The organism is Pandoraea pnomenusa, from assembly GCF_000767615.3.
Taxonomy (GTDB): domain Bacteria; phylum Pseudomonadota; class Gammaproteobacteria; order Burkholderiales; family Burkholderiaceae; genus Pandoraea; species Pandoraea pnomenusa.
In genome coordinates, this window is the sequence record NZ_CP009553.3 from 3,140,966 (window position 1) to 3,162,725 (window position 21,760).

22 protein-coding genes are annotated in these 21,760 nt (G+C 64.7%); 13 read left to right on the forward strand and 9 right to left on the reverse strand.

From position 1 onward, the window contains the following. Positions 1-91: 91 nt before the first annotated feature. Positions 92-946 (reverse strand): S-formylglutathione hydrolase, encoded by an 855-nt coding sequence (gene fghA / locus LV28_RS37955; RefSeq protein WP_038617195.1) that lies wholly within the window; start codon positions 944-946, stop codon positions 92-94. Positions 947-1,519: 573 nt separating this feature from the next. Here fghA and LV28_RS37960 point away from each other — a divergent pair. The 5 genes from LV28_RS37960 to LV28_RS37980 all read left to right on the forward strand — a co-directional run bounded on the left by LV28_RS37960 (position 1,520) and on the right by LV28_RS37980 (position 4,662). Beyond that, positions 1,520-1,723: a hypothetical protein gene (locus LV28_RS37960; RefSeq protein WP_023596397.1), complete on the forward strand. Its 204-nt coding sequence runs from the start codon at positions 1,520-1,522 to the stop codon at positions 1,721-1,723. Positions 1,724-1,873: 150 nt separating this feature from the next. Beyond that, positions 1,874-2,062, forward strand: a complete 189-nt coding sequence (locus LV28_RS37965) for a hypothetical protein (RefSeq protein WP_023596398.1) — start codon at positions 1,874-1,876, stop codon at positions 2,060-2,062. 387 nt (positions 2,063-2,449) lie between these two features. After that, positions 2,450-2,743 (forward strand): hypothetical protein, encoded by a 294-nt coding sequence (locus LV28_RS37970; protein ID WP_023874068.1) that lies wholly within the window; start codon positions 2,450-2,452, stop codon positions 2,741-2,743. Positions 2,744-2,947: 204 nt separating this feature from the next. Continuing rightward, entirely contained in the window at positions 2,948-3,712 is a 765-nt protein-coding gene (locus LV28_RS37975; protein WP_081326895.1) for a GntR family transcriptional regulator, read from the forward strand. Positions 3,713-3,714: 2 nt separating this feature from the next. Next, positions 3,715-4,662: an AEC family transporter gene (locus tag LV28_RS37980; protein WP_023874066.1), complete on the forward strand. Its 948-nt coding sequence runs from the start codon at positions 3,715-3,717 to the stop codon at positions 4,660-4,662. A gap of 132 nt (positions 4,663-4,794) precedes the next feature. Here the strand turns inward: LV28_RS37980 and LV28_RS37985 are convergent, their stop codons facing one another. Further along, a complete protein-coding gene (locus tag LV28_RS37985) occupies positions 4,795-5,877 on the reverse strand; it encodes a GGDEF domain-containing protein (RefSeq protein ID WP_023596402.1) in 1,083 nt (360 codons plus the stop codon). Positions 5,878-6,664: 787 nt separating this feature from the next. Here LV28_RS37985 and LV28_RS37990 point away from each other — a divergent pair. From LV28_RS37990 to LV28_RS38000, 3 genes are all read left to right on the forward strand, one after another. Then, positions 6,665-7,189: a GNAT family N-acetyltransferase gene (locus LV28_RS37990; protein ID WP_025249306.1), complete on the forward strand. Its 525-nt coding sequence runs from the start codon at positions 6,665-6,667 to the stop codon at positions 7,187-7,189. Between the two features lie 315 nt (positions 7,190-7,504). Next, a complete protein-coding gene (locus tag LV28_RS37995) occupies positions 7,505-7,708 on the forward strand; it encodes a cold-shock protein (protein WP_023596404.1) in 204 nt (67 codons plus the stop codon). Between the two features lie 142 nt (positions 7,709-7,850). Beyond that, complete coding sequence (locus LV28_RS38000; protein ID WP_038617190.1) at positions 7,851-8,846, forward strand: glutathione S-transferase family protein; 996 nt, start codon at positions 7,851-7,853, stop codon at positions 8,844-8,846. A 160-nt stretch (positions 8,847-9,006) separates the two neighbouring features. On the opposite strand, the gene purT is transcribed toward LV28_RS38000, so the two are convergent. Together purT and LV28_RS38010 are read right to left on the reverse strand one after the other, a co-directional pair. Further along, the gene (gene purT / locus LV28_RS38005) at positions 9,007-10,209 is read right to left on the reverse strand and encodes a formate-dependent phosphoribosylglycinamide formyltransferase (protein WP_023874059.1); all 1,203 of its coding nucleotides are present in this window, start codon (positions 10,207-10,209) and stop codon (positions 9,007-9,009) included. Positions 10,210-10,402: 193 nt separating this feature from the next. Beyond that, positions 10,403-11,083 carry a TetR/AcrR family transcriptional regulator gene (locus tag LV28_RS38010; RefSeq protein ID WP_025249307.1) on the reverse strand — a complete coding sequence of 227 codons (681 nt, stop codon included), beginning with the start codon at positions 11,081-11,083 and terminating at the stop codon, positions 10,403-10,405. A gap of 126 nt (positions 11,084-11,209) precedes the next feature. On the opposite strand from LV28_RS38010, the gene LV28_RS38015 reads away from it, so the two are divergent. From LV28_RS38015 to LV28_RS38030, 4 genes are all read left to right on the forward strand, one after another. Continuing rightward, positions 11,210-12,124 (forward strand): SDR family NAD(P)-dependent oxidoreductase, encoded by a 915-nt coding sequence (locus LV28_RS38015; RefSeq protein WP_023874057.1) that lies wholly within the window; start codon positions 11,210-11,212, stop codon positions 12,122-12,124. Between the two features lie 32 nt (positions 12,125-12,156). Beyond that, positions 12,157-13,782 carry a flavin-containing monooxygenase gene (locus tag LV28_RS38020; RefSeq protein ID WP_081326896.1) on the forward strand — a complete coding sequence of 542 codons (1,626 nt, stop codon included), beginning with the start codon at positions 12,157-12,159 and terminating at the stop codon, positions 13,780-13,782. 101 nt (positions 13,783-13,883) lie between these two features. Then, positions 13,884-14,900: an alpha/beta fold hydrolase gene (locus LV28_RS38025; protein ID WP_048806316.1), complete on the forward strand. Its 1,017-nt coding sequence runs from the start codon at positions 13,884-13,886 to the stop codon at positions 14,898-14,900. 106 nt (positions 14,901-15,006) lie between these two features. Then, the gene (locus LV28_RS38030) at positions 15,007-16,692 is read left to right on the forward strand and encodes an MBL fold metallo-hydrolase (protein WP_038617184.1); all 1,686 of its coding nucleotides are present in this window, start codon (positions 15,007-15,009) and stop codon (positions 16,690-16,692) included. 12 nt (positions 16,693-16,704) lie between these two features. Here the strand turns inward: LV28_RS38030 and LV28_RS38035 are convergent, their stop codons facing one another. Both LV28_RS38035 and LV28_RS38040 read right to left on the reverse strand, forming a co-directional pair. Beyond that, complete coding sequence (locus LV28_RS38035; RefSeq protein ID WP_023596412.1) at positions 16,705-16,959, reverse strand: hypothetical protein; 255 nt, start codon at positions 16,957-16,959, stop codon at positions 16,705-16,707. Positions 16,960-17,033: 74 nt separating this feature from the next. Continuing rightward, the gene (locus tag LV28_RS38040; protein ID WP_023874054.1) at positions 17,034-17,306 is read right to left on the reverse strand and encodes a hypothetical protein; all 273 of its coding nucleotides are present in this window, start codon (positions 17,304-17,306) and stop codon (positions 17,034-17,036) included. A 708-nt stretch (positions 17,307-18,014) separates the two neighbouring features. On the opposite strand from LV28_RS38040, the gene LV28_RS38045 reads away from it, so the two are divergent. Continuing rightward, positions 18,015-18,464 (forward strand): hypothetical protein, encoded by a 450-nt coding sequence (locus LV28_RS38045; RefSeq protein ID WP_023596414.1) that lies wholly within the window; start codon positions 18,015-18,017, stop codon positions 18,462-18,464. A gap of 43 nt (positions 18,465-18,507) precedes the next feature. Here the strand turns inward: LV28_RS38045 and LV28_RS38050 are convergent, their stop codons facing one another. The 3 genes from LV28_RS38050 to LV28_RS48755 all read right to left on the reverse strand — a co-directional run bounded on the left by LV28_RS38050 (position 18,508) and on the right by LV28_RS48755 (position 21,276). Continuing rightward, positions 18,508-19,158: an SAM-dependent methyltransferase gene (locus LV28_RS38050; protein WP_048806315.1), complete on the reverse strand. Its 651-nt coding sequence runs from the start codon at positions 19,156-19,158 to the stop codon at positions 18,508-18,510. A 374-nt stretch (positions 19,159-19,532) separates the two neighbouring features. Then, positions 19,533-19,979, reverse strand: a complete 447-nt coding sequence (locus tag LV28_RS38055; protein WP_025249312.1) for a carboxymuconolactone decarboxylase family protein — start codon at positions 19,977-19,979, stop codon at positions 19,533-19,535. A gap of 823 nt (positions 19,980-20,802) precedes the next feature. Beyond that, positions 20,803-21,276, reverse strand: coding sequence for a hypothetical protein (locus LV28_RS48755; RefSeq protein WP_147291561.1), 474 nt, complete (start codon positions 21,274-21,276; stop codon positions 20,803-20,805). Positions 21,277-21,760 lie beyond the last annotated feature (484 nt).

Genomic DNA, 21,760 nt, shown 5'->3' on the forward strand with positions numbered 1-21,760 from the left:
CGCGGTCGCAATCCCCGCCGGGGCTGGCTACCGTCAACCGGCTCGACGACCGCAATGGCGCGCCCGGCGGCCGCGGGCGGGAGAATGACGCTCAGTACGCGCGCAGTTGCCCGGCGTGATGCGTCAGGTGGTCCGCCATGAAGGTCTGGATGAAGTAGTAGCCATGGTCGTAACCATTGTGGCGACGCAGGTTCAGCGGCTGACCGGCGTCGCGGCAGGCGCGTTCGAAGATGTCCGGATGCAGTTGCGCCTCGAGGAACTGGTCGTTGAGGCCCTGGTCGACGAGGATGCCCTCGGGGAACACCGCCCGCCCCGCCTGGGCGATCAGCTCGCTCGCATCGTACTGGCGCCACGCCTGGCGGTCCGAGCCGAGATACCCGGTGAACGCCTTCTCGCCCCAGGGACAATGCATCGGCGCGGCAATCGGTGCGAAGGCCGACACCGAGCGGAATTTGTCCGGGTTGCGCAGCGCCAGCGTGAGCGCACCGTGCCCCCCCATCGAATGTCCGAAGATGCCGATACGTCCGGCATCGATCGGCAACGACGCGCTCACCAGCCCGTACAGTTCGTCGACGATATAGCTGTACATGCGGTAGTGCGTCGACCATGGCGCCTGCGTGGCGTCGAGATAGAAACCCGCGCCGACGCCGAAATCCCACGCGTCCGTCTCGCCCGGCACCCCCGCGCCCCGCGGGCTGGTGTCGGGAGCGATCAGCGCCACGCCGTGCTCGGCGGCCAACCACTGCGCGCCGCCCTTGATCATGAATGTCTCTTCCGTGCAGGTCAGACCCGCGAGATAGAACAACGCAGGCACCTCGCGACCATCGCGCGCCTGCGGCGGCATGAACACTGAGAAGCGCATCGGCAGGCCGATGACGGACGAAGCGTGGCGATAGAAGCGTTGTGCGCCTCCGAAACAGCGGTGTTCGGAAATGAGTTCGAGCATGACGGAATCCGGAAATCCTCAGGGAGTCGGCAATGGCGGCGCGCGGCACTCGCGCCGCCGGCCATCGCGATGGGTGGCAGCTATCTTACCTCGCCGTACGACGCGTGACACCGCCGGCGTGCCCCCGCGCCGGGACGCGTCGACGCCGCGCGCCGCCCGCGGTGGGCGCAGGCCGCCGGCGCGTCGTTCGACGCTTTCGGCCTGTGTCGAAAAAAAATCGTCACGATTTCTAAACTTTTCCGCGCGCGCGTCGCTATACGTAGAAGGACGTGAAACGGCGTCGGCGAACCCGGTGCACACGGCCGGTCGAGCGTGCGACGACAAGTTGTCACATGCGCCGGCTATGATGCGTCGCGCAATGCGTGGCGCTGCGACACGTCCGGGGCATCCGGTGCACCGGGTCCCGTCCTGTCAGGCACGTCAGGCAGTCGCGTCAGAGTTGTCCGTCAAGCAGTGCACTACAGAAGCGTCGCGCCACAAGCACCGGCACGGTTCCACCACGAGAACCGGTCAGGATGCGGACGACGACGCATAAATCCGACCAGATCGACCAGAGACTCACCCGGGGGCCATATGAAGCTGATCCTGCTGGCGCTTGCCGCCTCGCTGTTTACGCTCGTCATGATGGTGCAGGCGCGCAGCGAAACGAGCGACGTCGCTGCCAACGACAAACGCACGTCGTCCGGCATCTCCGTGAACGACCGAACACCCACACGCAAGGACATGGCCATGTGGAACGCGCGCCGCAAGATGCACGCGGTGCGTCAGGAGGACTGACGGCCCCGCTACACGTTCCCGCACGGACCGGGGGCTCGCCTGCCGCGCCCCTCCCGTACGCGCAGCGCAACATGTTGCGTCGCACCAAACTTGGGCATCCTCCAACACCGTCCTATAGTGGAAAGGCGATTCAGGTGAGGAGACAAAAAGATGCCCGCATTCCACTTCAATCTTTACGACCTGACGTTGTTCCTGCCGATGGCGGTGGCGGGTGCGCTGCTCGTCGGCGGTATCCCCGTCGCGACCCGCACCACGCGCTACAGTTTGCGCGCCGTCGGTGCCGTGGTCGGCGCGCTCGTCGCGTTCCTCGTGGTGGAGGCGTTGCCCGTGCTCGTATAGCCGGCACCACGCACCGACCACTCCCGGACGTCGCATGGGGCGATCGACGCGCGGTGCGCGCGGCGGGTCGCCTTTTCCCGTTTGTATCCCCGCCTCCCATGCGCGCCACATGCGCCCCCCATGCGCCCCCCATGCGCCTCACGTCGCCGTCGTCGGCACGCGCGAGGATCGTCTTCGGCAACTTCGGTTGCGCTGTCACTCTCCCCGTTGTGCCGCCGACACGCCCGGCGGCTTTTTCATGCGCTGTCGCCTTCTGCGCGGCATCATCGTTTTGTCCCGACACGCGCACGGCCATCGCCTACAATCAGCGGAAGTGCACCGCGGGGTGCGCGACATCGGCGCCCGTCGTCCGGCATCGCGCAGCTCGCCGTCAAAGGAGGTCCCCGCATGTCCGACGCGTTCTCCCGCGCCTTTGCCGTTGTCATCAACCAATACCGCTCGCCGCGCCAGTACACCGTGTCCGTGGAGCGCGCGAGCGAGATGATCGCCAAGAATGTCGGATTGTTCTCCGACGGGTTCGCTGCGGAACCCCACCTCATCGTCGGCCTGTTCGAACGCGAGGCCGATGCCTGGGCGCTTGCCCGCCGCCTCCAGCGCACGCGCACGACCGTCCAGGCGCTGCTGCAAACGCCGGCGCGGGCCGCCACCGTCTCTCCTCCTGAACTCGACGCGAGCGACTGAGTTCGCCATCGGGCGAGGCACTGCCGCACCGCGTCGCCGGGTGTCGCCGCGTCCGGTCCCACCTGCGTCATTTCTCGGCTCGGGTCAGGCGCGTGCCCCTTCCCTCATTCGCCGTCATTCCGAAATAAGCCTCGCCCACATCGGCGCACTCACGTAGAATTCGGAATTCCAGATATCACAAATACCGGCGACGACCGGCATCCGATGGCCCACCTCACATCTTCCGGCGCGTCGGCCGAGGCGTCCTGCGTGCCGGACTCGCCGGACTCGCCACTACCGCCGCTCGAACCGGTGACCAATGCCCCGGTCCTCATCGATCAGGTCTACGCGCGTCTGCGCGACGCCATTGCCGACCTCACCCTGCCGCCGGGCGAGCGCATCCGGCAGGCCGAACTGGCCGACTCACTGGGCGTGTCGCGCCAACCCGTGAGCCACGCACTGCAATTGCTCAAGCGCGACGGGCTGGTTTGCGACAGCGGGCGTCAGGGCCTTGAGGTCGCGCCCATCGACGCCGATCATCTGCGCCGTCTCTATGAAGTGCGCACTGCGCTTGACGGTCTGGCCGCACGCCTGGCGGCGACACGAGTCGCGGCGGACGCGATGACCGACGCCGAGTTGCGACGATTGCACGACGCCATCGCCGCGGGGATGGCCATGACGCACGGCACGCCGGTGGCGCGACAGGTCCGCGTCGAGGTGGCGTTTCACACGGCGCTGCACGACGCGTCGGGCAATCCGTTGATCGCGCAGACCGTTGCACCGCAATGGCCGCACATCATGCGCGCCATGGCCGCCACGCTCGGAGCGATGCCGATGCAGGAAGTCGTGTGGCACGAGCACGGCGACATCGTGGCGCGCATCATCGCAGGCGACGCGCGAGGCGCTGAAACGGCAGCCCGCGAGCACACCGAAGCCGACGGCGGCAATGCACGCCGCGAATGGCTCGCCCGACTGGCGACGGGGCGCTGATCATGCAAGCCGTCATCTCCGCCGCATTGCCCGTGTTCGGCCTGATCCTTGTCGGCTATCTCTGCGCGCGTCGCGCATGGCTCGGCGACGCGGCACTCGACGCGCTCAATCGGTTTGTCGTCTATCTCGCCCTGCCTGCCGTGCTGTTTCAGTCGATGGCGCAGATCACCTGGGCGGAACTGGTCAATCCCGGCTTTCTGGGCGCATTCGGCGGCGGCATGGCCGCAACGTTCGCGCTCTCGCTACTGCTCGACCGCACAGTGCGCGGGCGCCTGACCGACGCGAGCATCGAAGGCATGGGCGCGGCGTATCCCAATGCCGGTTTCATGGGACTGCCGCTTTGTCTCGTGGCCTTTGGTCCCGCCAGCGTTCCCGCAGTGGTCGTGGCCATGCTGCTCACCGCCACGGTGCTCTTCGCGATCTCCATCGCAATCATCGAGACGGATCTACAGGCCACGCCCGACTGGCGCCGCACGGCTGGCTTCGTCGCACGCGCGCTCGCGCGCAATCCGTTGGTCGTCTCGCCATTCGTCGGCATGGCCTTTGCGGCGCTCGGCCTGACGCTGCCGGCGCCGGTGCTGCACTTCACCACACTGCTCGGCGGCGCCGCCAGTCCCTGCGCACTGGTGGCCATTGGCATGTTCCTCGCACAGCGTTCCGTCAAGGTTCGCGAGCCGCGCATCGCCCGCGCCGTAGGTCGCCTGGTCGGGCTAAAGCTCGTGTTTCAACCGGCTGTGACGGGCTTTCTTGCGTTTCGCGTGTTCGACCTGCCCCCGATCTGGGCGCACAGCGCGCTGCTGCTCTCTGCATTGCCGATCGGCACCGGGCCGTTCATGCTGGCACAGCTGTATGGACGTGAAGCGGCTGTCGCGTCGCGGGCGATCCTCATCTCGACAGTGCTGTCGGTGGTAACGGTGTCGTTGCTGATCGGGTGGTTCAGTTTGCGCTAGACGTGTGCGTCAGTCGCGCATACGTCTATCGGCCCGATCGTTGCGCCACCCGGGAAGGTCCCCCTCGTACCAGCGAGATACCCGATCAATGCCGCCTCAGAGCACTCTGAGCACTCGGAGCACTCAGAGCACTCAGAGCAGACTGGCCGCGGGTGCCACGACCACGCGGTCGCGCCCGGAGCGTTTCGCGGCATAGAGTGCGGCGTCGGCAGCGCCGAGCAGCCGCATCGGCAACGTGTCGTGATCGGTCATGTCGCGCGGATGCACGCTGGCCAGACCGATGGAAATCGTCAGCGGCACCGGCGTGCCGCCATCGTCGGGCACTTCGAGTCGGGCGACGGCACGCCGCACGCGCTCGGCCACGGTGCCCGCCCAGTTCTGTTCCGTCTGCACGAGCAGCGCCGCGAACTCCTCACCGCCATATCTCGCGAGCGTATCCGTCACGCGCAATTGCGCCCGCATGCACGCGCTTGCGGCCCGCAAGGCGCGGTCGCCGGTGGCATGCCCATAGCTGTCATTGACACGCTTGAAGTGGTCGATATCGATCAGCAGGCAAGCGAGCGGCGCCCCATAGCGCGCGCCTCGCACGACCTCCTCACGAAGACGCTGATCGAAGTAGCGTCGGTTCGACAACCCGGTGAGCGGGTCCGTCAGGCCGATGCGCTTGAGTCGCTCGCGATTCCACATGTTCTCGAGGCACACCGCCACCACGGCACCGAAGCGCTCGATGAAATCGGTCGCCATCTCGGCGGTAAAGCGGCGCGCGTCGCGGCTGCCCAGGGCGATCACCCCGAGATGACGGCCATTGCGCGCGAGCGGCATGATCACCGCGCTTGCCGGAATGCGCGCCCCGAACAACGGCGCATGACGCTCGCGCGGTGCGCCGATCCAGAGCTGCCCATCGCCGCAGACGGCGGAAAACGTACCGGCATCCTGTGCAATGCACAGACCCGAATCGAGCGCGCGGATACCCTCGGCCGTGTCGATGAGGTCGCGCAGCGTGTCGTCGACCTCCGCGAGCATCAGGTGAACGCCGGAGAGGTCGAAATCGTGGCGCAGGCGATTGAGCACCACTTCCAGGAACTGGCCGAAATCGGGCGCCCCCATGAGCGCCAGCTCGATGTCCTGAAAACGTTTTAGCGAGCGCTCATTGCGCTGGACGGTCGCCAGCAGCGATTGCAGTGCGTCGAGCATCGGTGCCTGGTTGGTTGCCACGTAAGGTCTCGAAAGACACGCGGCACTTCGCGGCCGCCTAGCGTGCTTGCCCGGTATCTCGCACCTTGTGGGCCCGGCGTTGCGACGAACGCGCCGGAACAAGAGCGGGCCTCAGCGATCGTTTCGTCCGCCGGACCTGGGTCGAGGCCTCGATGGCGCCGTGTCGAAACGGCCGCCATGAGGCCGTTAACGGCAATCGCCGATCATTTTGTAGGGTGGACAGATCGAATTTTGCCGCCCCGAAATCAAGCTGTGGCGCGGTTTTCTTTACTCCTAGGGAAAATACTTAGTCAGCGTGCAATCAATGTGGCACCGCACCAAATTTCCATCGATCGATGTCATGTGCCGCGCGGCCGGTCGGACGACCCTCTCGACAAGCGAATATGGCGGCCCGGCATGCGCCGCCGCCTCCGCCCGCCACGCCAAAGTCCACACCGTCGCACAGGTCGCGACCGGCGATCGCCGGTCGTCGCCACGCTCACGCTCGCTCCCGTATGAGGCAGCCATCGCGTGCAGTACGCCTCGGGATGACGTAACCGCGCTATAGTGGTTGGCGCAGGACGGCAGACGCTCGGACGTCGTCACGCTCCCCATTCGCTCGGACCGCATAACGCGGTGACACCTCCATGACACGCCGGCATGTCGGCGCACACGTTGCGCCTACGCCACAAGACATGCGCCCGGAATCCTTTTCCGGCGCGGTCTTCTGGGTCTCGTTTTTCTGCATCCCCGGTTCTCAACTCAATCGATGCGCTTCCCGCCAAGCAGGAATGCGAGGTACGGCGGCATGACGACGACTCGCATTCTGGGTGCGACGATGCAGGACGTCGCCGACATTGCCGCGCTGCATGCCAGCAGTTGGTACGCCACATACGCACATGCGCTTCCCGCTGAACCTATGCGCATGCAGCTGCAACAGGAACACGCTGCGTTGTGGCGCGAGCGGCTACTGCGTGCCGATGACCCCGCGTTGCGTATATGGAAAGCCTGTCCCGATACCGACAACGGACCGTTGGCGGGCTTCGTGTGCGCCCTGTCGGGCACGGACGGCATCCTGCTCGACAACCTTCACGTGGCGGCCGCCTGGCAGGGACAAGGCATCGGCCGCGCCCTCTTCCACCGCGTGCGGGACTGGGCGTTTGCGCTCGATCCGCACACCTCGCTGTATTTGTGGGTCCTGGCGGGAAACGTGCGAGCGCGCCGCTTCTACGAGCGGCTCGGCGGCATCGCCGGTGCGGTACACCCGATTGCGGTGTCGCCTGGTATCGAAGTCCCGGCGTTACGCTATGTATGGCTTGCGGAGATGCCATAACTACCCCTCACAGATATGAGAGGATCGGTAAGTGACCCGGCCGGTCGTCCGTTAATGGAACACGCATGTCGCATCGCAGCGAAAGCGGTAGGGAAACTGGCTGGAAACTGGCGTGGATCAACAATCCAAAAGTTTCCCTGCTTGACACCTTCCAGCCTTTCCCGTAAAAAAACGGGTGCATGAACGTTGTATGGCGAGTCTTGTGTTCATCTAATGTCGCCCTCTGCGTCACCTCGGTTGTACCTGATCAGCTTTAATGTCATGCGCTCGCTGAGCTTCTCGCTCGCTCATTTGAAAACTTTAAGGATTTAAGAAATGGCAACTGGTACCGTCAAGTGGTTCAACGACGCCAAGGGTTTTGGTTTTATTACGCCGGACGAAGGTGGTGAAGATCTCTTCGCCCACTTCTCGGAAATCCAGGCAAAGGGCTTCAAGTCGCTGCAGGAAAACCAGAAGGTCAGCTTCGAAGTGAAGGATGGTCCGAAGGGTCGCCAAGCCAGCCAGATCACGCCGCTGTAAGCGACGCATTCGCTGCCGATCGCGCAAGCGGTCGATGCGACTCGGGCAACGCGTCAACGCCTGCCCGAACCGAAAACCCCGCTAATGCGGGGTTTTTTCGTTATTGCAGGTATGCTGAACGTTTCCGTCAGGAGGTGATGCGATGGGTTTGTTGATCGACGGCGAGTGGCACACCGACTGGTATGACACCCGCGCCACCGGCGGCCGCTTCGAGCGCCGCCCCGCGACGTTCCGTCATTGGGTGACGCCCGACGGCGCTCCCGGCCCCAGCGGCGACGGCGGCTTCGCCGCGCGGCGTGGCCGCTACCTGCTTTACGTGAGTTACGCCTGCCCCTGGGCGCACCGCACGCTCATCATGCGTGCCCTGAAAGGCCTTCAGGACATGGTGCCTGTCGCGGTCGTCAACTGGCTGATGCTCGACGACGGCTGGACCTTCAAGCCCGGGCCGAACGTGACCGGCGATCCCGTAGGCGACGCCGCGTTCCTGCGCGACGTCTATCTTGCCGCCGACAGGCGCTTCACCGGCCGCGTGACCGTGCCGGTGCTCTGGGACACCGAACGAAGCACCATCGTGAGCAACGAGTCGTCCGAGATCCTGCGCATGTTCAACAGCGCCTTCGACGGACTCGGCGCAATCCCCGGCGACTACTATCCGCTGGCCCAGCGCGAGGAGATCGACGCGCTGAACACGCGTATCTACGACACGGTCAACAACGGCGTGTACAAGGCCGGATTTGCGACCACCCAGGCGGCCTACGAGGAAGCCGTCACGCCGCTGTTCGACACTCTCGACATGCTCGACGCGCGTCTGGCCACCCGCCGATTTCTCACCGGCGAGCGCATGACCGAAGCGGACATCCGACTCTTCACCACACTGATTCGCTTCGACGCCGTCTACGTCGGTCACTTCAAGTGCAACGTGCGTCGCATCGTCGACTATCCGAACCTGTACGCCTATACGCGCGACATCTATCAGCAACGCGGCGTTGCCGCGACGGTGAATTTCCAGCACATCAAGGGGCATTACTACGAGAGCCACCGCACGATCAATCCGACCGGCATCGAACCGCTCGGCCCACGACTGGATTTCGACACCCCGCACGGTCGAGGGCAGATGATCACGCTGCAGCAGCCCTGAGACGTGGCACCACTCCATCGTTGTTCGGCAAATGGCGGAACGAAGCCCTTGCGACGTGGCGAATCAACGCGATGGTGAAACGACAAAGCGGGCGTGGTGGGCCGATGCCCACCACGCCCCCTTTGTCCCTGCGCTCGAACGTCGCAGCCGCGCGGAAGCGTCAGACCGCCCGCGGCTTGACCCGGCTGGCCGCCTCGACGGCATGACTGCGCGCCACGTCGAGATTGTCGTCATACGCGAGCGCCACGCCCATGCGGCGCTTGACGAAGCTCTCCGGCTTGCCGAAGAGGCGAATGTCCGTGCGCGGCACCTGCAGGGCGCGCTCGACGTCGTCGAACACAATGCCCTTCGCGTCCACGCCGCCGTAGATCACGGCGCTCGCACCCGGCGTTTTGAGCGTGGTGTCGACGGGCAGGCCCAGAATCGCGCGCGCATGCAACTCGAACTCGTTCTGCCATTGCGTGATCATCGTGACCATGCCGGTGTCGTGCGGACGCGGGCTCACTTCGCTGAACCACACCTCGTCGCCCTTCACGAACAGTTCCACACCGAAGATGCCCTGTCCGCCAAGATTGTTCGTGACCTCGCGTGCAATGTGCCGCGCACGCTCGAGCGCCACGGACGACATCGGGTGCGGCTGCCAGCTCTCGACATAATCGCCGCTCACCTGCTTGTGGCCGATCGGCGCGCAGAAGTGCGTTTCGACCTGTGCGTCCATGCCCCGGGCCCGCACCGTCAGCAGCGTGATTTCGTAGTCGAAATCGATGAAGCCCTCCACGATGATGCGGCCGTGGCTCACACGGCCGCCGGCCATCGCGTAATCCCAGGCCGCCTTGACATCGGCGGGGCCGTCGATCTTGCTCTGCCCCTTGCCGGAGCTGCTCATCACCGGCTTGACGATGCACGGATAGCCGATGCCGCCATCGATGGCCGCCTGCAACTGTTCGAGCGAATCACAGAACTGGTACGGGCTCGTCGGCAGGCCGAGCGTTTCGGCGGCCAGGCGGCGGATGCCTTCGCGATCCATCGTCAGGCGTGCGGCGCGCGCCGTCGGGATCACGCGCACCACGCCGTCGGCCTCGAACGCTTCGAGCATCGGCGTGGCAATCGCCTCGATCTCGGGCACGACCAGGTCGGGCTTTTCCGCCTCGATCAACGCCTTGAGCTGCTCCGGGTCGGTCATCGCAATGGTGCGCGAATGATGTGCGACCTGCTGACCCGGCGCGTTTTCGTAGCGATCGACGGCAATCGTCTCGACGCCCAGTCGCTGCAGCGCGATCAACACTTCGCGGCCAAGTTCGCCAGCGCCCAACAGCATGACTTTCGTCGCGCTCGGCGACAACGGGGTTCCGATAGTGGTCATGTCCGACCTTTGAAGAGTGAGAAATTCGGGGCGGCGACGCACGCGGGCGTCGCTCGCAAAAAGCGTATTGTAGCGAGCATGCGTGGCCGTGCGTTCGTATGCGCTCGCGCAGAGCCGGACATTGGCGAAGCGCGCGGCGACGACACGCCCGGTGAGACGATGTCGCCGCCAGCACCACGCGGCAGCCGCGGCATCACTCGGACGCGCCGAGGGCACCGCGCAGCACGCGGCGGCACGCCGCCACCATGCAGGCTTCGCTGTCCTGGTAGCCCATGAGCACCCACGCGATGCCCGCGTTGGTCATGGCGCCCACGAGTGCGAGGCCGACGATGCGCGCCTGCGCCTGCGCCGCCTCGTCCGAAGGCGGCGGCGCCACCGCCATGCCGAGAATCAGCCGGGCGAATTCGAAGATGTAGCGTTGATAGGTCAGATCGGTCTCGGCACTCACGCCCATGACTTCGAGCAACACCACCCGGGCCGCATGCGGTTGCCGCAGGAACGCAAAGAAGGCGCGCAGACCGGCGTCGAGCCGTGCATCGAGCGTCGGCGCGCTCGCGGCCACCGCCGTCCGCAAGTGCGTGAGCAGGGCCTGCGCGTGATGCGCGTACGTCGCCCGCAACAGATGCTCCATGTTTTCGAACGCCGCATAGAAGTACCGGTCGTTGAGCTTCGCCAGCCGACATACCGAACGTACCGTCGCACGACGAAACCCCACGGTGCCGAAGACTTCCGTCGCCGCGTCGATCAGCGCGGCGCGTCGCGCCTGTTCCCGCTGCGCCTGCGCCACGCCGCCATAGCGCCGCCCTCCGGCCTTGACCGGACGCGGCGCAACGTCCCCCGATTCGAGTCCTTGTTCCATTTCGCTATTTGACATCACCCTGACCGAAAACTAAAGTGGTGACACACAACACCAAATTATAGACCCCACGGTCGATACTTCCCGGGCGCGACCGCGCGGGGATCAGCGGCACACCGGGTTGCCCCGACAGGAGACGGCACGATGAAGACGTTCGCGGACAAGGTCGCGGCCATTACCGGCGCCGGTTCCGGCATGGGGCGCTCGCTGGCGCTGGCACTGGCGCGTCACGGGGCGCATCTCGCCCTGTCCGACATCGACGAGGCCGGTCTCGCGGCCACCGTCGCCGCTTGCCGGGACTTCGGCGTACGCGTGACATCGCAACGGCTCGACGTGGCCGAGCGCGACGCGGTCTTCGCCTGGGCTGCGCGGAGTGCGGCGGCGCACGGCAAAATTCATCTGCTCTTCAACAACGCCGGGGTCTCATTGTCCGTTCCGGTGGCCACGGCCAGGCTCGAGGACATCGAGTGGCTGATGAACATCAACTTCTGGGGCGTGGTGCACGGCACGCAAGCGTTTCTCCCCTATCTCACGGCATCCGGCGAAGGCCATCTCGTGAACACGTCGAGTCTGTTCGGTATCATCGCGATGCCCACGCAGTCGGCCTATAACGCGAGCAAATTCGCGGTGCGCGGATTTACCGAGGCGCTGCGCATGGAGCTCGACCTCATGCACTCCCCTGTGTCCTGCACATGCGTGCATCCCGGGGGAGTTGCCACCAACATCGTGCAAACCTCCCGCATCGACGACAGCATTGCCGCCCTTACCGGCCTCGATGCACAAACGCACCGCCGACGTGCGAACCGTCTGATCGACGTGACGAGTGCCGATGCGGCGGCCAACCAGATCCTCGCAGGGGTGCGGCGCAACGCCCGGCGCGTGCTCGTGGGCGCCGACGCCCGCCGCGTCGACAAGCTCGCGCGCCTGCTCGGCGCCGGCTATCAGGCTGTCGTCGTGTGGCTGTACCGCCGCACCGCAATGTCGCGCACTTCGCGCCTCCCGCACGAGCACCCCACCGCGGGGACGGACGCGACAACCCGCTCCACGGCGGCAGAATAACGCCATCCCCCCGATGGCCGGAGACCCCTTTCATGACGGCACACCGCACCGCCTCCGAGACGCCCGACACAGCGCCGACCGCACTCGACGTCATCGTCGTCGGCGCGGGCTTGTCGGGCATTGCCGCCGCGCACTACCTGCGCGAGCGCTGCCCCGGCACCCGTTTCGCCATGCTCGAAGCCCGCGCGTCGCTGGGCGGCACCTGGGATCTCTTTCGCTACCCGGGCGTGCGCTCGGATTCCGACATGTTCACGCTGGGCTTCAGCTTCCGGCCGTGGGCGAGCCATCAGGCCATTGCCGACGGCGGCAAGATTCTCGACTACCTCAAGGACACCGCGCACGCCGAAGGACTCGACGGGGTGATTCGCTACGGCCACAAAGTGCGCGAAGCGCGTTGGGACTCGGACATCGCGCGCTGGACGGTGGATGTCGAGCGCACACACGCCGACGGCCGCAGGGATTCGCAAACGCTCACCTGTCGCTTCCTTTTCATGTGCAGCGGGTACTACGCATACGACGCCGGACATGCGCCCACTTGGCCGGGCATGGAGACGTTCGCGGGGCGGGTGGTGCATCCGCAGCACTGGCCCGCCGGGCTCGACTATCGCGACAAGCGCGTCGTGATCATCGGCAGCGGCGCCACGGCCGTCACACTGCTGCCCAGCCTGGCCGTCACGGCGGCGCACGTCACCATGCTGCAGCGCTCGCCGAGTTACATCCTGTCGATGCCCCAGCGCGACGGGGTGGCCGACCGCCTTCGCGCCTGGCTGCCCGCCGGGGTCGCACACCGTATCGTTCGCATGAAGAACGTGCTGGTCACGCTGGCCTTCTACAACGCCGCGCGACGGTGGCCGAACGCCGTTCGCCGGGTGTTGATCCGGCGTGCGGCGCAACAGGTTCAGGGCCATGCCGACGTGGCCCGCGATCTCACCCCGCGCTACAACCCGTGGGACCAGCGGCTTTGCCTCGCGCCGAACGGAGACATCTTCAAGGCGCTGCGCGGCGAACGCGCCGCCATCGTGACCGACGAGATCGCGTCGTTCACGCCGCGCGGGCTCATGCTCAAGAGCGGCAAGACGCTCGACGCCGATATTGTCGTCACGGCCACGGGGTTGCGCGTGCAACTGATGGGCGGTGCGCGCCTGCTCGTCGACGGCAAACCCGTGGTGCTGTCCGAATCGGTCGCCTACAAGGGCATGATGTACAGCGACGTGCCAAATCTCGCGTCGATCTTCGGCTACACCAACGCCTCGTGGACGCTCAAGGCCGAACTCATCGCGCAGTACGTGTGCCGTCTCATCAATCACATGAACGCGTTGGGCGCGGATACGTGCGTGCCGCGTCTGCGCGACGGCGAGCATGCGGCACTGCCCGCCATCGGCCTCACCTCGGGCTACATCCAGCGCGCCGCCGGCGTACTGCCGAAGCAAGGCGGACGCAGGCCCTGGGTGTTCTATCAGAGCTATCTGCGCGACCTGAGACTCATGCGGTGGGGGCGCCTCGAGGACGGCGCGATGCAGTTCGAACGTCGCGCCACGCGAGCGGTCGAACGGGACGGACCGAAGGCTTCGGGGCCGGACGTGTCGAATGTGCCGGACGCATCAAACGTGTCCGATGCACCGACGGCGTGCCGCGAAGCCGGGGCGGTGTCGCGATAGCGCGCGCCCCGCCGCGCACTGCCCCAGCGAGCCCGGCGCCGCACGCCGACGATGCGGATTGACGAACGCTCTCCCCTCTCTTTTACGGCTGCCACCACATCATGCTTATCGCTTACCTTCTTGCCTGCCTCGTCCTCGTGACTGCCGTCGTCGTGCTGGTGCTCATGCGCCTGACACGCCGCGTGGCGCGTCGCGCGCAAGCGGCGATTCCGCCGGACGGCAAATTCCTGGAGATCGACGGCGAGCGTTTGCATTATGTGGATTTCGGCCATGGCCCGGCCGTCGTGTTCATTCATGGCCTGTGCGGCCAATTGCGCAACTTCGCCTATCTGCCGCTCGACGCACTCGCGCGCACCCATCGGGTGATCCTCGTGGACCGCCCAGGCTCCGGATACTCGACCCGTTCGCAACCTGACGACGCCGCGATCGCGACGCAGGCCGGCGTCGTGGCCCAACTGATCGACAGACTCTCGCTCGACCGGCCGCTGGTCGTGGGCCACTCGCTGGGCGGCGCGATTGCGCTCGCGCTGGCGCTCGACCATCCGGAACGCGTGGGTGCGCTCGCGCTGATCGCGCCGCTCACGCAGCCGGTACACGACGTGCCGGGGCCGTTCCGGGCGCTCGCGATTCGTAGCGCCTGGTGGCGCCGCTGCGTTGCCCACACGCTGGCCGTTCCCATGGGCATGCTGACGGGACGCGCGACGCTCGCGCACGTCTTCGCGCCGGAAGACCCGCCCGGCGACTTTCTCATTCGGGGCGGCGGCGTGCTCGGCTTCCGGCCGGGCAACTTCGAAGCGAGCAGCGGTGACCTGCTTGCAGCCGAGCGCGACATGCCCGGCCTGGCCGCGCGCTACAGCGCGCTGGCGGTTCCGGTCGACATTCTCTACGGCCGTCAGGACCGCATTCTCGACGCCCGAGTGCATGGGGAGTCGATGCCGTCGATCCAACCCCGTGTGCGGCTCTCGCTGGTGGATGGCGGACACATGCTGCCCGTGACGCAACCTGAAATGACGATGCAGTGGCTCCTGGACGTGGCGGCGCGCAACCCATCGGCGACGTACTACGGCGTACGCAACGCACCGACCGTCTCGACGCATACGGCCAACGACGCGGCTTGAGCGCCGCTTGTCGGCCACATTCCGGGAGAGTGCTGCCTGCGGTGGCGCGCATCCGGTGGCACACTACGGACTTCCTGACTTCGCACGCCGCGCCGCGGCTCGCCCCATGTCCGATCGTCCCGAAGCTTCTTCGGCCCCGTCCAGCCTTCGCCTGGCGGCCAGCCTCGTGGTGCTGCGCGAACGCGCGAGCGGCATGGAGGTGCTATTGCTGCGACGCGCCGTTCGCGCCAACGATCACAGCTCCGATGCGTACGTCTTTCCCGGCGGGGTCGTCGATGCCGGCGACCGGCGCGCCCACCTCACCTGCCCCCGGCTCGACGACGCCACGGCAAGCCGGCGACTGAAAGTGCCGCAGGGCGGTCTCGATTACTTCATCGGCGCGATCCGCGAGTGTTTCGAGGAGACGGGCGTGCTGTTTGCAGACGACCTCTCGGGTGCGCCGATCGACGGCGCACGGTTGGCGGCCATGCGGGCACAACGCGACGCCCTGCACGACGGCAAGATCGACATCGCATCGCTGTGCCGCGCGTTCGACGTCCATCTCGCGGTGCAGCGGTTGCAGTATCTGAGCCATTGGGTCACGCCGCTGAACCTGCCCAAGCGTTTCGATACGCGTTTTTTCCTGGCATCGGTTCCCGAGGGCCAGAACGTCGAGGTCGATGCGCTCGAGACCGTTGCACACCGGTGGATGCGTCCGGCCTACGCGCTCACGTATGCCGATCAGCTGCGATTGCTGCCGCCCACGCGCAAACTGCTCGAATGGCTCACTCGCATGAAGACGGTCGACGAAGCGATGTCGGCTGCCGCGGCGTTGGACCACGTGCCACGCATCCAGCCGCGCCTCGCGCTGGGCAAACGCGGGCGGTGGCCCGTCGCGCCCGACGATCCGGCATGGGCCGAGTTGGTGCTCACCGATCCGCAGGACACCGCCACCGGCAGTTACGAAATCGTGCCGGGCCGCGTGACGGCACTGATACCTGGCGTGCTGCGGGTGACCGCGGCCAATCCCGGGATGATGACCGGCCCCGGCACGAACACGTATCTGGTGGGCGGTGGGCCGGAGAATGCATGGGCGGTGATCGATCCGGGCCCCGACGATCCCATGCACATCGATGCGATCCTGGCGGCGGCGCCCGGCCCCATCCGGCAGATTTTCGTCACGCACACGCATCGCGATCACTCACCCGCCGCCCGAGCGCTGAAGCAGACGACCGGTGCACTGACCTACGGCATGCGCGCCCTGCATGACGACGGGCAGGACACGTCATTCGATCCGGACGTCGCGCTCGCGGACGGGGATGCCGTCACATTGCCCGATGGCCGGATCCTGCAGGCGATACATACGCCCGGTCATGCCGCCAATCATCTCTGTTACGCGCTTGACGGGGCGGGCCTCGTCTTCACGGGCGATCACGTCATGCAAGGCTCGACCGTCGTCATCAATCCGCCGGACGGTCACATGGCGACCTATCTCGCCTCGCTCGCCAAGCTCGCGGCACGGGCGCCGGCATGGCTGGCGCCGGGGCATGGCTTCGTGATGGATCGTCCGGCGCAGCGCATCGCACGGCTCGTCGACCATCGGCTTGCGCGCGAGGCCCGCACGGTCGACGCGCTTGCGCAACTAGGTGCGACGACGCTCGACGCGCTCACGCCGGTGGTGTATCGCGACGTGCCCGTGGGACGTCATGGGGTTGCACGCCGCTCGCTGCGCGCCCATCTCGACAAGCTGCGGGAAGACGGTCGGGTGCGCTTATCGGCGGATGGCGAATGGCAGCTGACGGGCGACGGCTGACCGTGGCGGCGATCAGGCGTCGCCTTCGCCGTCGCCGAGCAGTTCGTCGACAATGCGCTCGCCGGCCTTGCGCCCGGCCATTTCGGCGTCCTGGCGGTTGTCGCGATGCCCGTCCGGCGAGCGCACCTCCGGGCCTTCCGGTTTGCCGTGACGGATCACCTGCACCCGATAGTCCCAGGGTCCGGCGTATTCGTTCTGGAACGCGTGTACGCGAATCTGATAGCCCGCGCGATAGTCATAGACCTGCTCATGCGATGCGTAGCTCATGACGGACTCCGGTGGCGATGAGGACGGAATGCGGAAATGATGCCGGGGTGGCGGATATGTGGGACGAGATGCGCTCAGGCAACGTCGACGACGATCGGCTCGACGCTGGCGCCGCCCAGGATGGTGCGCGCAGCGCGCTGCACGATCTCCTCCTCGAGTGCTTCGAATCGCTCGAAGAGTGCCTGGTCGCCTGCCTGCGCGTCGGTGGCATCGGCGGCGTTGGCCAGACGATTGAGCGAGGCGCGGGCGATGTGGCAGGTCCAGACCTTGCCGTCGACGTTGACATTGAAGCGCACGAACTCGCCCCCGGGGACCAGTCCGATGCCACCATGCAGAAAGGGATCCATAGCTGTCTCCGCGGGGTTCTGGAATTCGAAAAACGTCCGGCTCGTCGAAAAATCGTAGCACGTTCGAATTCGATGGGTGACATCCAGCGCGACGTCGACAGCGCGGCCAGGGCGGCGCGCCCATGAAAAAAGACCCGCCTGAGGGAGGCGGGTCTAAAAGCCGGGATGCATGGGGCACCATGGCAACCCCGGGAAGACAGGGTCATGTGAACATGACGAGTCCATTATGGACGGGCAAATCCGCTGTGGCGCCGACCGGCGTACGCGGAATTAGACGTAGATCAAGGTTTGTGAATTTGCCGACCCTGGGCCGCCCTCGACGCGGGCGGAACCGTTTATCTCGGGCAGCCGGCAGGTGCGGCAACGGCTCGGAGGGTGCGCCAAAAGTGCCCACCTGCACCGGTCGCCGCCGCACTTGCCGGCGGAAGCCACCGATCGTGCCGGGCCTGCCGGGCCTGCCTGACTTGCCGGAATTCGGTCGCACCGGTTGATACGGACGGTCCATATGGGCGATCATGCCCTCCTCGGCCCTGCGATCCGGCAAGCGGCGCGATGCGAAGACGGCGCCATGGCGTTTACGGTTGCCGAACGCCCAGCGACATTGCGTCTCGCGATGAGATGCGCAGGCTTCAGGGCGTGCGGCCTGCGTCGCGGCTGTCGCGAGAGACAACAATATTCGACGAGTCTGATAACAACGGGGAATCTGGCATGAAAGCGAAACTCGCGCTGTTGCTGGCGTTGCTGTGCACATCCTTCGGGGCCGACGCCGCCGGTGAATTCACACTCTCATATTTTGGCGACGGCAAGCCAGTGGATTTGCCGACACTGGTCAGCGACCTCATCACACCGGAATACGTGAAGCGCTTTCCCGCGAACCAGTACGAGATCGTCCTGATTTACCACTGCACGCCGGTCTCGGCCCGGGGAGACATCGCATGCACGGCCACGTCCGGGGTGTCCCCGAAGATCAATGCAGCGGGCCGGACGGGTGGACTCGTGCCCCTGGTGCGCTTCAACACGGCGGCGATTGCGCCGAAGGGCGCGTCGGTGAGCGACATCGACGAAATCCGAAGCAAGGTGATCAGGGAAAGCATTCGCGCCATGATGGCGGATCTGCCCGCCGCCCCCAAGCCCCGAACCGACCGCCCTCGGATGTAAGCGGATTGCGTTGAGCGCGGCGACGCTGTGTTCCCCTGCGAAGTCAAGCGGCGACGGGTTCGCCATGAGGCTGCGCAATTGGCTTGGTCGCCACCATGGCGCAGTGAGTGTAGGGAATCCAGGTTCGGTGGCGAACCCGGCACTCTGCCACCGGGAAATGCGATGAGAACAAGGCCTGATAGCCCAGTGCGTCTCGGACGTTCTGGCCTCGATCCTTGCTCACCAGATATCGCGCGATGGCGGATTGTTGGGTGTCGTAGCAGGGATCGAGCGTAACGAGTCGACCGCCGGGGCGAAGCGCGTCGCGTGCAAGCGCAATGAATTCCGATGCGTCTTCGTCGTTCAAATGGTGCAGCAAGCCCACAGCCAGCACAATGTCCGCGGGCTGGATCCTGTTCGCATCGTCCCTGGTAAAGAGACGACAGTGAAATCGCCCTCGGCCTGCGTGACGCTGCTGCGCGGCAGCGATGTACCCGGGACTGATGTCGAACCCTTCGTAATCGACCTCGGGAAGAAACGGCAGTATCTCGGCGGTCCCACACCCTATGTCGAGAATCCGCTGGCCCGGCACGGGCCGCACGAATTCGGTGACAAAGTCACGCCGACCTCGCTTGGCACCCAGTGCATTCTGAACGAAATCGTAAACTGCTGGCGAAGAGAGAATCGCACGAATGCCGGTGGTGATCTGGGCCATCGATGAATGACGCGCTGCGGGCAGGAAAATGTTCCGCGATTCTATCAGTCAGGATCTTCCTGGAGACATGACGCCTCAATATTTGGCGATGCGACCGCGCGCGGCGTCATCCGCGAACACGGCAAATGCCGCGTGCCGCGGCGGCCCGGAGAGTCCCGCGCCGGGGCTCCAGATTTGCCAGAAATCGCCACTTCTCGACGCTACGTTTCTTCGGGGAGGAGGAGGTCATCCGGTATCTCCCCCCGCTCTTCCACATCAGGTTGCAATTGTTTGATGCATCTTAGGCGAACTCTGCAGCAATGCACCGTGACCCATCGTTTTCGGGCACAGTGCGGATTCTGTCGAACGCGTCGCCGTCAGTTGCTTCCGCGAACTCACATTTTGGCGGCGACAGGTAGTCGGAACGGGGCGCCGAGACGGTTGAAAGCGTTCATCGCGGCAATCGTTATCGTGAGATCGACGAGATCCTTCGGCGAGAACGCTGCCGAGACGTTCGCGTAGGCGTCATCCGAAGCATGGGTTTCGCTGACGCGAGTCACCTCTTCGGCCCAAGCCAAGGCGGCGCGCTCCTGATCGGAGAACAGGTGCGGGACTTCGTCCCACACCGGCACCAGCGTGACCTTGTCGATAGACATGGTCTTTCTAAGATCGCGACTGTGCATGTCGATGCAATGGGCACATCCGTTGATCTGTGAAACACGGAGGAACACAAGATGAATGAGTTCCTCGGGCAGGTCAGTGCTTTTGGTCACATAGTGATGGATACCGAAAAGCGCCTTTGCGCCGTCCGGGGCGATCTCGCTCCAGTTCAAGCGTGTCATTCTGGTCCTCTGCCATTTGGCCATGAAATAACGTCTCTTGCGTCGCGGGCGCGGTTGGCTATTTCGCTTTAGCGCCTGACTCATGACGTAAGGCGATGTTATTCGTTCGAGATTGCGGACAACAGGCGCAAGAATTGACGAAATGACTGGGCCAAAGCCCAAGCTTGCCATTGAGATGGACCGCAATGCGGCGGCGCCCGTTGGCGAGCAGATTTACGCGCACAACTCGCCAGTCACCTGGCCATCAGTCGGGAAAAGACGGAAGGCGGACTCGAGCGCTCTCATGCGGCACACCGAGGACTTGGTGCCGTGAGACATCCGTCCGCTGCGATTTCCGCCAGGCTCAAAGCCGCGCCGCCGACTCATCGGATGTTGCCGCGCACGCGAACCCTGCGATGACGCGCAAACATCACGACCATCGACGAGTCAAGGGCGCACTAGCTAAAACGTGAGCGGGCAAATCTGAATGCTTTCTGGAAAATTTCCCGGATCGGGAAAGGGAGATGCGTGGAACGCTTTGAACAACAAGGGAATTTTGGGGTGACCGATGGGACTCGAACCCACGACGACTGGAATCACAATCCAGTCTCGGAATGCCATTTTCCCGATGAAAATCAAACGCCTACGAAAATAATTTTCCCGCGCCGAGGCATTCAAGTGTTACGTGGGTAGCGGGTTTCCAAGGCAAGCCGGGAAAATTCCGCTCGCATAACGCGTATGGACCAGCAACCTTCGGAAGGGCCGCAGCGTTCATTATTTGAGCGCTTGCGAACCTTGCGGGGCTGCTGCGAGGCGGAAGGAGCCGGTGCCCCGCACTCTCGGATCACTGGGCAGGCGCGTAGACGTTCCCTTCAAACTCTATTCTCCCGGCAGGCAAGAAACAGAGTTGCCCACTCACGTTTTTATCCTTTTGGTCGCCAACGCCACTCCATCCGGCTATGTACACCATGTCATAGTCAAGGCTGCTGCCGTATGTGTTGTCATCGGTATAGTGCGTGAGGGATGCCTTAACCTCGACCTCCGCATCTGCCCACGCCGCGCCACCGCATATCATTTTGTAGTGACCCGCGAGACGATCTCCACTGGCAGTCGAGAATCGGAGTTCACGATTTGCAGTGCATTTCTGGCGGCTCGCATACGAGCTTCCCTTGAACGACTTGCCTTCAAGTTGCCGAATCCGGCTGTCTGTCCATCCCGTCGCGGATTGAACGTTCACTCGGTTTCTGGGGCCGCAGTCTGAAGCGGAAGCTATTTGCATGGCACCAAGAAGGGCAAGAAATGCGATCACTTTTTTCATCGTTTGTATTGAACGTCGCGTTCCCGGTGTTAAGAGCATTTCACTTGCTCTGCTAAGCGTCTGTTTCTGTTTCGGATTAGTCGACCGCCCGCTCTCGTGCGGTCGTTGGCGGCGGACCAAAGCGAACCGTCTGCCGTTGATCACGCAAGGCCAACTGGGCGTCACGCCCACCGCATGTTTGTTCGGCGCATGCTATTGACGGCAAAAATCGTCATCGTTATCCCCGAAGATGGATTCGACAACATGAAATGTCTCGCCGCGCCCATGGCACGTCTTTGCAATGTCGATCCTAATTTTCGTGATTGCGAGTCTAATCGGCCGCCTAAATTTTTTATATCCATCAAATGAAGTATGCGGACCGCGAACCCCGTGTGATAAGTTTTGCAGGGCACTCCAACGATGGGGGCTAAATAAATTAAACGGTGAGGGGAAATGAGAAGATTTATCTCCGCGGCAGTGGCAACATTGGCCCTGGTATGTAATG

Bases quoted from the DNA above. Each gene is read 5' to 3' on its own strand.
- fghA (WP_038617195.1), bottom strand. From the start codon at position 946: ATGCTCGAACTCATTTCCGAACACCGCTGTTTCGGAGGCGCACAACGC.
- LV28_RS37960 (WP_023596397.1), top strand. From the start codon at position 1,520: ATGAAGCTGATCCTGCTGGCGCTTGCCGCCTCGCTGTTTACGCTCGTC.
- LV28_RS37965 (WP_023596398.1), top strand. From the start codon at position 1,874: ATGCCCGCATTCCACTTCAATCTTTACGACCTGACGTTGTTCCTGCCG.
- LV28_RS37970 (WP_023874068.1), top strand. From the start codon at position 2,450: ATGTCCGACGCGTTCTCCCGCGCCTTTGCCGTTGTCATCAACCAATAC.
- LV28_RS37975 (WP_081326895.1), top strand. From the start codon at position 2,948: ATGGCCCACCTCACATCTTCCGGCGCGTCGGCCGAGGCGTCCTGCGTG.
- LV28_RS37980 (WP_023874066.1), top strand. From the start codon at position 3,715: ATGCAAGCCGTCATCTCCGCCGCATTGCCCGTGTTCGGCCTGATCCTT.
- LV28_RS37990 (WP_025249306.1), top strand. From the start codon at position 6,665: ATGACGACGACTCGCATTCTGGGTGCGACGATGCAGGACGTCGCCGAC.
- LV28_RS37995 (WP_023596404.1), top strand. From the start codon at position 7,505: ATGGCAACTGGTACCGTCAAGTGGTTCAACGACGCCAAGGGTTTTGGT.
- LV28_RS38000 (WP_038617190.1), top strand. From the start codon at position 7,851: ATGGGTTTGTTGATCGACGGCGAGTGGCACACCGACTGGTATGACACC.
- purT (WP_023874059.1), bottom strand. From the start codon at position 10,209: ATGACCACTATCGGAACCCCGTTGTCGCCGAGCGCGACGAAAGTCATG.
- LV28_RS38010 (WP_025249307.1), bottom strand. From the start codon at position 11,083: ATGTCAAATAGCGAAATGGAACAAGGACTCGAATCGGGGGACGTTGCG.
- LV28_RS38015 (WP_023874057.1), top strand. From the start codon at position 11,210: ATGAAGACGTTCGCGGACAAGGTCGCGGCCATTACCGGCGCCGGTTCC.
- LV28_RS38020 (WP_081326896.1), top strand. From the start codon at position 12,157: ATGACGGCACACCGCACCGCCTCCGAGACGCCCGACACAGCGCCGACC.
- LV28_RS38025 (WP_048806316.1), top strand. From the start codon at position 13,884: ATGCTTATCGCTTACCTTCTTGCCTGCCTCGTCCTCGTGACTGCCGTC.
- LV28_RS38030 (WP_038617184.1), top strand. From the start codon at position 15,007: ATGTCCGATCGTCCCGAAGCTTCTTCGGCCCCGTCCAGCCTTCGCCTG.
- LV28_RS38035 (WP_023596412.1), bottom strand. From the start codon at position 16,959: ATGAGCTACGCATCGCATGAGCAGGTCTATGACTATCGCGCGGGCTAT.
- LV28_RS38040 (WP_023874054.1), bottom strand. From the start codon at position 17,306: ATGGATCCCTTTCTGCATGGTGGCATCGGACTGGTCCCCGGGGGCGAG.
- LV28_RS38045 (WP_023596414.1), top strand. From the start codon at position 18,015: ATGAAAGCGAAACTCGCGCTGTTGCTGGCGTTGCTGTGCACATCCTTC.
- LV28_RS38050 (WP_048806315.1), bottom strand. From the start codon at position 19,158: ATGGCCCAGATCACCACCGGCATTCGTGCGATTCTCTCTTCGCCAGCA.
- LV28_RS38055 (WP_025249312.1), bottom strand. From the start codon at position 19,979: ATGACACGCTTGAACTGGAGCGAGATCGCCCCGGACGGCGCAAAGGCG.
- LV28_RS48755 (WP_147291561.1), bottom strand. From the start codon at position 21,276: ATGAAAAAAGTGATCGCATTTCTTGCCCTTCTTGGTGCCATGCAAATA.